This is a genomic window from Chitinophaga silvatica (assembly GCF_003419895.1).
Lineage (GTDB): Bacteria > Bacteroidota > Bacteroidia > Chitinophagales > Chitinophagaceae > Chitinophaga > Chitinophaga silvatica.
In genome coordinates, this window is sequence record NZ_QPMM01000001.1 from 1,087,655 (window position 1) to 1,100,345 (window position 12,691).

Annotated in this window: 8 protein-coding genes; 7 read left to right on the top strand and 1 reads right to left on the bottom strand. The window is 41.7% G+C overall.

Annotated elements, in window-relative coordinates; all coding sequences use genetic code 11:
* Nucleotides 1-98: 98 nt before the first annotated feature.
* The 5 genes from DVR12_RS04210 to DVR12_RS04230 are packed head-to-tail and all read left to right on the top strand — an operon-like array spanning nucleotide 99 to nucleotide 8,748.
* Entirely contained in the window at nucleotides 99-3,170 is a 3,072-nt protein-coding gene (locus tag DVR12_RS04210) for a SusC/RagA family TonB-linked outer membrane protein (protein WP_116974188.1), read from the top strand.
* Between the two features lie 20 nt (nucleotides 3,171-3,190).
* Entirely contained in the window at nucleotides 3,191-4,693 is a 1,503-nt protein-coding gene (locus tag DVR12_RS04215; RefSeq protein ID WP_116974189.1) for a RagB/SusD family nutrient uptake outer membrane protein, read from the top strand.
* 32 nt (nucleotides 4,694-4,725) lie between these two features.
* Nucleotides 4,726-5,775, top strand: coding sequence for a glycoside hydrolase family 130 protein (locus DVR12_RS04220; RefSeq protein ID WP_116974190.1), 1,050 nt, complete (start codon nucleotides 4,726-4,728; stop codon nucleotides 5,773-5,775).
* 5 nt (nucleotides 5,776-5,780) lie between these two features.
* Nucleotides 5,781-7,094 (top strand): MFS transporter, encoded by a 1,314-nt coding sequence (locus DVR12_RS04225; protein WP_116974191.1) that lies wholly within the window; start codon nucleotides 5,781-5,783, stop codon nucleotides 7,092-7,094.
* Nucleotides 7,039-8,748 carry a glycoside hydrolase family protein gene (locus tag DVR12_RS04230; RefSeq protein ID WP_199417032.1) on the top strand — a complete coding sequence of 570 codons (1,710 nt, stop codon included), beginning with the start codon at nucleotides 7,039-7,041 and terminating at the stop codon, nucleotides 8,746-8,748. Before DVR12_RS04225 ends, DVR12_RS04230 begins: the two co-directional genes overlap by 56 nt.
* Before the next feature lie 20 nt (nucleotides 8,749-8,768).
* Here DVR12_RS04230 and DVR12_RS04235 read toward each other — a convergent pair whose 3' ends face one another.
* Entirely contained in the window at nucleotides 8,769-10,040 is a 1,272-nt protein-coding gene (locus tag DVR12_RS04235) for an NAD(P)/FAD-dependent oxidoreductase (protein ID WP_116974192.1), read from the bottom strand.
* 182 nt (nucleotides 10,041-10,222) lie between these two features.
* Between DVR12_RS04235 and DVR12_RS04240 the strand changes: the two genes are divergently transcribed.
* Both DVR12_RS04240 and DVR12_RS04245 read left to right on the top strand, forming a co-directional pair.
* The gene (locus DVR12_RS04240; RefSeq protein WP_233522125.1) at nucleotides 10,223-10,936 is read left to right on the top strand and encodes a Crp/Fnr family transcriptional regulator; all 714 of its coding nucleotides are present in this window, start codon (nucleotides 10,223-10,225) and stop codon (nucleotides 10,934-10,936) included.
* 414 nt (nucleotides 10,937-11,350) lie between these two features.
* Nucleotides 11,351-12,682, top strand: a complete 1,332-nt coding sequence (locus DVR12_RS04245) for an MBL fold metallo-hydrolase (protein ID WP_116974193.1) — start codon at nucleotides 11,351-11,353, stop codon at nucleotides 12,680-12,682.
* Nucleotides 12,683-12,691: the final 9 nt, after the last annotated feature.

Genomic DNA, 12,691 nt, shown 5'->3' on the forward strand with positions numbered 1-12,691 from the left:
ATTCCAACGTATGAAATAGAGGGATTCCACTTACCGAAGAAGGTCAACTAACACATTTTTGAAAACCGGTTCTATTAGGGAGCCATAAATTCTTACGAATGAAAAACTGGACAGTTTTCATGACAGCTGCATTCCTGTTGCTTGTCGGAAGTGCCTATGCACAGGTCAAAGTTAGCGGCAAGGTAAATGATGCTCAAGGAACTGCCTTACCCGGGGTAACAGTTGTACAGAGCAACACCAATAATGGCACTGTTTCAGGGCCTGATGGAAGTTACACGCTCACTTTAACAGGGAGCTCTCCCGCAAGTATTCAGTTCTCCTTTATGGGGTTTATTACCAAAACAATTCAGCATTCCGGCAATAGTCCACTGAATGTAGTACTATTAAGAGATGAAGTAGGACTAAAAGATGTGATTGTAATTGGGTATGGAGTTCAGCGAAAAAGCCAGGTTACGGGTGCTATTTCATCTATCGATGGCAAGGCTTTAGCCAAAACCCAGGCGGTTGATTTAAGTACCGCCCTTCAGGGCCAGGCTCCCGGCGTTACAGTGACTTCCCCAACCGGAGCACCTGGTACTGAAGCGGTGATCAGAATTCGTGGTATTGGTACCTTAAATAATAGTAATCCACTCTTTATCGTGGATGGCGTACCCATGACCAACGGTCTTACCACCATTTCCCCTAATGATATAGCTTCCATGGAAGTATTGAAAGATGCTGCCGCCTCTGCCATCTATGGTTCCAGAGCAGCCAATGGGGTAATACTGGTTACCACCAAATCCGGTCAGCCTGGTAAAAACGAAGTAGGTTTGGAAGTTGCATACGGGATTGCTCAGGCTTCCGGACTACCAAAAATGCTGAGTACAGCACAGTTCATTGAATTACAAAATGAAGCGTTTGCCAACGATGGTTCTACTACCAGAAATCAGGATGATGCTGCAAAACTGCCAAATACCAATTGGTTGGATGCCATCTTCCGCCAGGCACTCACTCAAAGATATAATCTTAGTTTTTCCGGCGGTTCGGATAAAACCAGGTATTACTTATCCGGTAACGTATTGAACCAGGACGGAACTATCGTTAATTCGAACTTCAAGCGCTATGGACTTAGAACAAATGTTAGCAGTGATGTAAAAAACTGGCTGAGAATAGGAGAGAACATGAGCCTCACTTTCGATAAAACCCAACAAATTGGAGCAAGCGGGGATGGTGGAAGGCCAGGAAGCCTGCCCGGAATTGTAAGATATGCATTAATTCGCCCGGCAGCTATTCCTTTATATGATAGCAAAACAGGTCTGTATACCGATCTTCCTCCAACAGATTTATACAAAAACTCATTACTCTATGGAGATGGTAAAAATCCACTTGCACTGGCCGACTACCGATCCAGCACCGGCAGTAATTACAGATTACTAGGTAATGTGTTTGCCGAAGCCAGATTTGCCAAAGATTTTAAATTCCGGACAGATGCTGGTGCTGATATCGCTTTTGCAGAACATCAGCAATACAGCGGTCAGATTCCCGGCGACAGAACTACCCTGCAGGATAAGGATAAAGGGCTGGATAAATTCAGGAATCGATCTACCATCATCAACTGGACAAATGTGCTGAATTACAATCACACATTTAACAGAAAACATGATGTCGGAGTAACTTTAGGGTCTGAATACATTACTGCAAAAACTGATTACCTGGCTGCTTCCCGCAATGGGTACGATTCCCGTGCCGATCAGTCGCCAAGCTTACAATATCTTGCCTATGGCTCCGGACAACAGTTTAACGACGGTATCCTGGAAGAATGGGCTTTAATGTCATATTTCGGTAGAGTAACCTATGCCTACGATGGAAAGTATCTGTTGAATGTAAATATGCGTGCAGATGCTTCTTCCCGCTTCTCAAAAGAAAACCGCTGGGGCTATTATCCTTCGCTTTCCGCAGGTTGGAATATTGCCAGAGAAAATTTTATGAAAGAAGTGAATTGGCTGAGTGATCTGAAAATTCGCGGAGGTTGGGGCCAGCTGGGTAACCAAAATATCGGCTTATATCCATTCTCAACTATCTACTCCACTTCCAACAATGTATTACAGGTAATCAGCAGGGGAAATCCTGATGTGAAATGGGAAACAACAACTCAGTCAAACATCGGATTGGACGCAGGTTTCATGAACGGAGCATTGCAGTTGAGTGTAGATTATTTCAATAAACAAACCAGCGATATCCTTATTCAGCTTCCTTCTTCCTACACAAACGGAGATGCAGCTCCAGCGTATGTAAACGGGGCTAAAATGAGTAACAAAGGTCTTGAAATCGCCGCCTCCTTCCGCCAATCTTTATCCAAAGACCTTTCCCTGAATGTTGCTGCAAATGTAACTACGCTACGAAATAAGGTAGTTTCACTATATAAAGGAAAAGAACAAATATTTTCCGCTGGTTCGGGCAGAGTAATACTAAGAGAAGGTGAACCAATCAGCTCCTTCTATGGCTATAAAACAGCAGGGATTTTCCAGAATGAAAAAGAAATCCAGGATTATAAAAACAGTAAGGGCGAATTACTGCAACCTAATGCCAAACCAGGTGATATCAGATTTGTAGACGTTACCAATGATGGTAAAATTGATGATGCAGATCGTACCATTATCGGCAATCCAAATCCTAAATTTTTGTACAGTCTGAATGCTGCTTTGACTTACAAACAGTTTGATCTGACTTTGTTCTTTAACGGTGTGCAGGGCAATCAGATTTATAATGAAGTAGATAATATCATTAATAGCTTCGATGGCAGAGGGTTTAATAGTAAAGAAGATTTTTATAACACCAGATGGCATGGCGAAGGTACCAGCAATACCACTCCACGTGCTACCTTCCAGGACCCTAACAATAATCGTAGGAACTCCGATCGCTATATCCAGAATGGTAGCTATTTAAGATTAAAGAATATAATGCTGGGTTATAGCCTTACTCCCCAATTATTACAACGGATAGGATTCCATCAGGCACGTGTATACGTTAGTGCACAAAACCTTTTTACTGTTACAAAGTATAAAGGCATGGACCCTGAATTGTATACCAATGAAAACCTGGCCAATTACGGCGATCTGGCTGTCGGAATAGATATGGGCACTTATCCGCCTTCCAAAACATTCACGGCAGGAATACAATTAAGTTTCTAACCTATTCAAAACAACAGATCATGAAAAAGATATTAGCGATTATACTGGTTATATTTTCTGTTAGTAGTTGTACTAAACAGTTAGAAAAATTTCCGCAGGGTAAACTTACTGAAGATAATGTTTTCACTCAGCCAAACGATTTCCTGATGGCAATTGATGCCGCTTACCTGCCACTCACCAATAGATTCAGAGGAGACTGGGATTGGGATAACGGAAGTAGTATTCCCCGTGATTGGGTGATTGGAGATGTTATGAGCGATGATGCCGTGAAAGGAGGGGGAAGTCTGGGTGATCAGGAAGATATGCGTAGAATGCAAACCTTTAGCATCTTTCCTGAGAATAATAATGTATTAGGCGTGTGGCGATTTAATTACAAAGGGGTAGATGCCGCAAATACATTGTTATCTCAGGATGGCTCAAAGGTAGCCGGACTAGACGCTGCCCTTTGGAAAAGGATGCAGGGCGAAGCTTACTTCCTGCGCGCATTTTATTATTTCAGATTGGTAATCAACTTCGGAGATATTCCTTTATTAATACCGGAAAAAAATCTGAAAGATAATAGTGTGCGCACTCCCGTTGCTCAGGTATATGAGCAGATAGAAAGTGATTTAAAGCAAGCTATGACTCTTTTACCTCTGTCTTATATCGATAACGATAACTATCATCGTGCTACCACTGGAGCAGCTCATGCATTGCTTGCCAAAACATTCCTTTATCGCAAGCGCTGGCAGGATTGTTTGAATGAAATTGCTGAGGTAGAAAAAGGAAACTATATCCTGTTGGATAAGTTTGCCGACAATTTCAACGGAGCAGGCGAAAGAATGGGCGAAATTATTTTTGCCGCCCGCCATGAATCCGGTAAGACTCCTTCTCAGGGAAGTGTTTTAAATGCTGTATTTGCACCACAGGGCAAAGGCTGGGGCTTTGAAATACCAACTAAAGACCTTGTAAATGCATTTGAACCCGGAGATCCGCGGATCGCTGCAACTCTATTCCAGGCAGGAGATGTATACCTGGATGGCACTAATTATGATCCAACATGGTCGCCAATTACCGGATACAACGTGCGCAAATTTATGAGTAACGTTAGTCCAATCGATGATGGAGGAGTTGATTTTATCTACATCCGACTGGCCGATGTGATTTTATGGAAAGCAGAATGCCACGCAAATCTGGATATGCCCGGTGATGCAAAAACAGATATCGAAAGAGTTCGTGCCCGGGCCCGGAAGTATGCTGCAAACCCGGCTACTAATTTACCAGCTGTCACAACTTCTGATAAGACTCAATTGTTAACAGCCATACAGCACGAAAGAAGAGTGGAACTGGCTATGGAAGGGCACCGCTACTATGACCTGGTAAGATGGGATCTGGCTAAAACTGTTTTGGCAAAGGCGGCAGATGCTGATCCATTGAAAGGGATTCACGACTATGGCAACGGTTGGCAAACTTACCATCAGTTATTACCAATCCCACAAAGAGAAGCAGACTTACTGGGATTGAAGCAGAATACAGGATATTAAGTAATAAATACTATCACCATATATTTTTGGGAATGAGACAAGTTAGTGTAAACAGGTTTGCAGAGAACCCATTGTTGAAACCTGCGGATGTACCACCTAGCAGACCAGGACTGGAAGTAGCGTGTCTGCTGAATCCGGGCGTCTTCGAATTTGATAATAAAATCTGGTTGATCGTAAGAGTAGCCGAACGCCCGCACCAGCAACATGATTATATTTCCTTCCCGGTGTTAGAAGATGAAGGAATAAAGATCATTGAAATATCCCGACATGATCCGGAGCTAATAGCTACCGATCCCCGGGTTATCCGCTATAAAGGAGATGATTACCTTACAACCTTATCGCATCTACGACTTTTCTGCAGTGAAGACGGAATACATTTTTATGAACCTTCCGGATACCCTCAGCTTCATGGATCGGGCCTGCTGGAATCCTTTGGTATCGAAGATTGCCGGGTAACCAAAGTTAATGATACCTACTATCTTACTTATACAGCCGTTTCTCCAAACGGAGTGGGAGTGGGAATGCGTACAACAAAAGACTGGAAGGCATTCACTAAAGAAGGAATGATCATTCCTCCCCATAATAAAGACTGTGCAGTTTTTGAAGAGAAAATCCATGGTCATTATTATGCCTTACACCGCCCAAGCAGCGTAGATCTTGGAGGAAATTACATCTGGTTGGCACAATCGCCCGATGGTAAACATTGGGGTAATAATAAATGCCTGATCAAAACAAGAGATGGATATTGGGATAGCAACCGGGTAGGAGCCGGTGCTGCACCAATTAAAACTGCTGCAGGGTGGTTGGAAATCTATCATGGTGCCAACTCAAAACAACAATACGGACTAGGGGCTTTACTGCTGGATCTGGATGATCCTTCCATCGTTCTTGCCAGAAGTGAAGACCCTATCATGGTTCCGGAAGCTCCTTATGAGCTGACCGGGTTCTTTGGACAAGTGGTATTTACAAACGGACATATAGTCAGAGGAGATGAATTAACCATTTATTACGGAGCAGCCGATGAAGTAGTATGTGCTGCCAGGTTTTCTATTGCCGATATTCTTTCGTCCTTAAATTGGTAGAAACTATGCTAAAAAATATTTCAGCCGAAATCAAGCACTTCAACAGGCAACATCATGATTTTCGTATACTCGTGTTAACTAATATGATCTATGCACTGGTATTACCTGTTATAGATATTTTCGTTGCCGCTTATGTTATGCGTAACTCAAACGATCCTACGAAAGTGGTCATCTATCAGCTTACTATTTATACCGGAATTCCATTGACCTTTTTGATAAATGGGTTTTTACTAAATAAGTTTAGTATTAAAACTTTATACTCAATTGGTATGATGCTGAGTGGTGTAAGTATGATGGTGATGATGTCATTAAAGACGCTCGACCTTACAGGTATTGGGGTTGCCGGTATCATCATGGGTATGTCGTTTGGCTTTTATTGGGCCAATAGAGATTACCTGGCATTAGCTATTACAAATGATCAGAACCGTAATTATTATTATGGGCTTGAAACTTTCTTCTATACAATCATCGCTGTAGTCATTCCTATTTGTATAGGATGGTTTATTGAGATTATGGGAAATAAGGAAAGCGTAAATCTGGCTTATAAGATTATTACGGCTATAGTTTTTGTCATTACAATATTAGCCTCCATCTTTTGCTTCAGAGGGAACTTTTCTAATCCCAAACAACAACGATTTATCTTTTTCAAATTCGATCCGTATTGGAATAAACTATTGTTGCTGGCTTCTTTAAAGGGGCTTGCACAAGGATACCTGGTAACAGCTCCGGCAATGCTGATTATGCTTTTGCTGGGGAAAGAAGGAGCATTGGGTACTGCACAGTCGGTTGGCGCTATTATCGCGGCTGTATTAATGTATATCATCGGCAGGTTAGCGAAACCAGCTCACAGGTTATATATTTTTGGTGCCGGCCTTATTTGCTTCGCATTGGCAGCAATCTTCAACGGAGCATTTTTTAATGCTACCGGTGTCATCATCTTTATGTTGTTCCTGTTGGTGGCAAAGCCATTGTTAGATCTGGCTTATTTCCCAATTCAGTTCAACGTAATTGATATATTGGCCAGAAAAGAAAAAAGAAATGAATTTGCCTATATTCTGAATCATGAGGTAGGGCTATATGCCGGCCGATTTATAGGAGCCGGTACATTTATCTTTTTAGCTTATTATTTTTCTACAGAAGCAGCACTCCGATATGCCATCATTATTATTGCACTGCTTCAATTATTGTCACTTGTTGTTGCGAAAACCATCATTCGCCAGGGTGAAGAAATGATTACAGAACTTAACGAAAAAAATTCACAGCATGGTAAAATTGAAACAGACGGGCATCCTGCTTTGTCTGGCATGGACAGCCTGTAAAGAAGCTCCACCTGTTCCGGTAACACAGCATGTATTAGATCGTGTAGCTCAAATGCCAGAATTGCCACAACCACTTCAGATCATCGATTGGTATACTTTAGCCAGACAGTTCGATAGTACAGCCTATGATTTTAATGCCACGGGCCCTCACTGGCCGGTTGTGTGGTGGGATAGTTCTAAACATAACTTCTCACAACCAGTAGTTGGATTGTACACCGCCATGGATGATCAGCGTCAGGGGCCTGCTCATAACAAAGGTATGTTTCACGAATCCTTAGCCACTATGGGAGCTACCTTGGGGGCTACTCTGGTAGGCATTGATAAAAGCAATCAGCAAGGATTGGATTATGTGAGCATGCTGAAAAACTATTTCAACCGGGAAACGAAGTGGAATATTATGATGAATAATACCAGTCCTGAAGTGGCGCTCTTAGGTGGAGGGTATGGAAGGGATTGGTGGTATGATGTATATCCAAATCTGTTGTTCTACAGCATTTATGATAAGTATCCGCAGGTAGCCGGATTGGATTCTTTAGCCTTTAGCATAGCCGAAAAATTCACAGCGGCCGATTCAGTGCTGAATGGAAATTATAATTATACGTTTTTCGACTACGCTAACCTGGAGCCGAAAACCAATCAGATTTGCCACCAGCAGGATGCTGCGGCGGGCCATGCTTATGTGCTGTATGCTGCCTACAAGAAGTTCAAAGATCCAAGATATCTGAAGGCTGCTATCCACGCCCTCGAAACATTGGAAAAACAGCCACATAATACCTTCTACGAAGTATTTATGCCATTCGGAGCTTTGTTGGCCGCCAGGCTTAATGCGGAGCAGAATACGAGCTTTAAGGTACAACCGTTTCTCGACTGGACGTTCAATGGTGATCCGGAATGCCGTTTAGGCTGGGGTGTATTGGTTGGAAACTGGAATGGCCTCGATATTTCAGGGATTGTAGGCAGTACCACAGATAGAGGCGGATATGGCTTTCTTATGAACACTTTTGATGCTGCGTGGCCTCTGGTTCCCTTAGTACGCTACGACCCTTCCTATGCTACGGCTATTGGTAAATGGATGTTGAATGCAGCTAATGCGGCCAGATTCTTCTACACCCAATATATGCCCGACGAGCATGAAACGATCCCGGAAAAAGCAAGTATAACTAAAGGAGTAATAGGATATGAAGGCATCATTCATACTTCGTCCTATCCCGAATATGCTCATCTAAAGGCCCCGGTAGCACAAGGGGATGGGCCATTATGGGCAAAGGGAAATCCTGATGTTTCACAGTTCAGTATTTATGGGAGTGGGCATGTTGGAATATTCGGAAGTATTATCCGCACCACCAACGTAAACGGAATATTGCAGCTCAATCTGCTGGCAACAGACTTTTTCCGTGAAAAAGCGTATCCAACTTATCTCTACTATAATCCATATTCTGAGAGTAAGTCGGTAACCGTACCGGTTGGAACTGAAGAAGTGGATATATACGATACCGTTAGCCGCCAATTTATTGCCAGGAATGTTTCCGGTAATTATGAAATGGCAATGAATGGCAAAACTGCTGCTGTAACTGTTTTTGTGCCTGCAAAAGGAAAGGTAAAAAGAAACGGAAACCAGCTATTGGTAAATGATGTAGTGGTTGCGTGGCAATAACTAAGATAGGCCCGGCAGAGTTATTCAGGATCTTTGTCGGGCTCCATCAGTAACCGTAACGACTGATCTCTTGTAAAATAGGCTCCCACCCAATTAAGCATGGTTCGGAAACGGTTCCGGTAGGTGATCAGGAAGGTAAGATGAATAAATAACCATACAAACCAGGCGATAAATCCATTGAAATGTAGTTTAGGCTTTGGAATATCGGCAACCGCCTTATTACGTCCTATAATCGCCATGCTGCCTTTGTCGAAGTATTTAAACGGTTTTAGTGGTTGGGATGCAGTCATTGCATTGAAATTTTTTGCCAGGTTTACCCCCTGCTGAATGGCTACCTGAGCCAGTTGCGGATGCCCGTTGGGAAAGGCTTCATCGCTTGTTTGAAAAGCAATGTCACCAATGGCATAAATATTATTGAGTTCCTTTACTTTATTGTATTCATCAACAGCCATTCTATTCCCTCTTGTATAAACGGTTTCAGGAATACCTTTTACACGTTCTGCTGTTACTCCTGCTGCCCAGACCACTGTTTTAGTAGGAATAGATTCTCCATTGGCAAAGGTTACTATCTCTCCGTCATAATCCTTTACCTGCATGCCCAGTCTTATTTCAACTCCCATTTTAGTAAGGTCATTAAACGCATCTTTCTGCGATTTTTCGCTCATGGCAGCCAATAATTTAGGCATTCCATCAACCAGATAAATATGTGACTCGTAGCCTTTTCCTGATATTTCGGGATAATCTTTCGGTACTACATTTTTCTTGAGTTCAGACAATAGTCCTGATACTTCTACTCCTGTTGGGCCTCCTCCAACTACTACTATAGTCAGTAATTTTGTACGTTCCTTAGCATCCTTAGTGATGCAGGCTTCCTCCATCACTTTGAGGAAATGGTTCCTCAGTGCCAGAGCATTGTCTACCGTTTTTGATGGCAATGCATATTTTTTTACGTTTTCCATCCCGAAGTAATTGGTAGTAGTGCCTTGTGCAAAAACAAGTATATCGTAGGTAAGTGTGGTAGTTGATAAAATAACCTTATTTTCTGAAGGAATCACTTCCTCTAATTCTCCAATCACATATCTAACATCTTTCCTTTTACGTAATAACTTCCTGAATGGATAACTGATATCTGTAGGGTCAAGAAAGGCCATTGCTACCTGGTAAACCAGAGGAGGGAAATAGTTATAGTTATTTCTGTCTACCAACGTTATCGTATAATCGTCGTGCGACTTTAATTTCCTGATAAGGTTGATCCCGGCAAATCCTCCTCCTATAATGACAATATGCTTCATAATGGACCTTTTGTTTGCTTAAAACAGATAACGTACCATTTTGTTTGAGCTCGGAATCCTATGCCTATTTCTTTTCATCACCATAAATCTGCCAAACGTCAAATTCTTTTTACAGCTTTTAACAAGCAGACAAATTCTAATAAGCAAATATTTAAAAGATGAAATATTGGAAAAAATATTAAATGATAAGTTGGTCAGGCGTTCAGTCATCAGCTGGCGATTTCGTAAATTGCAAGTTAGAGGAATTTCATATGGCATATAACGAGAGCATATTCAATTATCTGAAAACACATTTTCCTGCGCTGGATAGTGAGCTTCAACAGCATTTAGCTACTATTGGTCAAATGAAGGAAGTGGCAGCAGGTACTGTTTTGATGAAACAGGGGCAGTATCTGAAATATACAATGCTGGTACTGGAAGGGCGAATTAAATTATATCGGGAAGGGGAAGATATAGGCGAATTTTTTATGTATTACCTTGAACCGGGCGACGCCTGTGCCATATCAATGGTTTGTGTAGCTTCAGGTAAGGCTAGTGAAGTGATGGCAAAGGCTGTAGAAGATTCTGTTGTTTTAATGATACCAATAGAACATATGGAAATGTTGATGAAAGATTTTAAGAGCTGGTATCAGTTTGTGATCGAATCTTACAGACGGCGCTTTGATGAAGTATTAAGCGTTCTGGACAATGTTGTGTTTAAAAGTATGGATCAAAGATTATTAACATATCTTCAGAATCAACAAAAAAAATTAGGTAATCAGTTAAAATTAACCCACCAGGAAATCGCCGCAGATCTTAATACCTCACGAGAAGTGATATCCCGACTCCTTAAGAAAATGGAGCAGCAGGGATTGGTTAATTTACACAGAAGCTATATTGAAGTTGTAGCATTATAAGAAAAAAATTTCTTCCAAAAAATAGTACTTCAGGCAATCCAGATCAAACTATTTTTTTTGAGAATCGTTATACCCTTAATAATGGGAATATTAGTAGCAGGAGGAGTTTTTCTGATTATTCCTGCTGCTGGTCTTCCAATGAAAAAGCTGTGGTACTTCACTAACTATGGCGCTGAGCACCCTAATTGGATTTTTGGGAGATTTAGGCAATTATAAAATCAATTAGCCATTGTTGTTAACTATTAACCTCCTTGCCGTGTTAGGAATATTAATAGGAAGAAAACTGGTAACCCTGATTCCTGCAAGAAAATTAAAACATGCTTTTGGTTGGTTTGGATTAGCAAAATGGGCATTTATATACTTCTCTGCGAAACTGTTCAATAATCATTATCCTACATCCTAAATTCAGGAACAATGGACATAAGGCAATTCGAAGATAAGGGGCTGGCGCACTATTCGTATGCCATCTACAGTAAGGCCGCAAACCAGATAGTTTTGATTGATCCATCCAGAGATCTTACACCCTACCTGAAATATGCTGCTTCAATGAATGCAGCTATTACAGCGGTGATCGAAACACATCCACATGCCGACTTCGTTAGTGGGCATTTGGAATTACATAAGAAACATGGTGCTGTCGTTTACTGTTCCAGGCTCGTTGGCGCCAGCTACCCCTATACCGGATTTGATGAAGGCGAAGAAATTAGCTTTGGAGATATCGTTCTTAAAGCCCTGAATACTCCCGGACATTCTCCCGATAGCATCAGTATTGTATTGGTACATCACGGACAAGATAAGGCGGTATTCACCGGCGATACCTTGTTTATTGGCGATTGCGGACGCCCCGATTTAAGGGAAGGAGCAGGAAATATTAAGGCGGCCAAGGAAGACCTGGCTCGGCAAATGTTCCATTCTCTCCGTGAAAAATTGATGGTATTACCTGATAATGTTTTGGTTTTTCCTGCGCATGGTGCCGGCTCATTATGCGGCAGATCACTTAGTACAGCTCATAGCAGCACAATTGCAGCAGAAAGAATTGGGAACTGGAGTGTTCAGCCCATGACTATAGATACTTTTGTTGAAAAGCTAGTGGCTGAACAACCTTTCATACCAAAATATTTTCCATACGATGTAGCTCTGAACAGGGAAGGCGCTCCCTGTTTACAAAATGCATTAAGTAAAGTTCCCATTATTGAAAATCTTAGTTTTGAAGAGGGAATCACCATCATTGATACACGTCCGGAACAGGTATTCAAACAAGGTCATCTACCTAATGCTATCAATTTACAGGATGGAGGAAAATTTGAAACCTGGCTGGGTAGCATCATTGCTCCGGATGAATATTTTTATCTGGTAGGAGGAAATGCGGAGCATTTACAACAAGTAATTCATAAAACTGCTAAAATTGGCTATGAAGTATTTATCAAAGGGGCTACGGTATTAAATATCGGGAAAACACAAATGCCCGAAATTCCATTGGAAAACTTTAGGGAGCATCCCGAAAACTATACTATTGTAGATATACGGATGCCTGGGGAAATAGCAGGCAGGAAAATTTTCTCGGATACAATTAATATTCCGCTGGATCAACTGAGAGAACGGGTAGGGGAAATACCAGTCAACAAACCTATTGTTGTGCATTGTGCAGGTGGTTATAGAAGTGCCGCCGGGAGCAGTATTGTGGCTGATAAACTTCAGAATAAAGTGCCGGTTTATGATTTAAGTGAAGCTGTCAACACCTTTTAAACTGTTTTT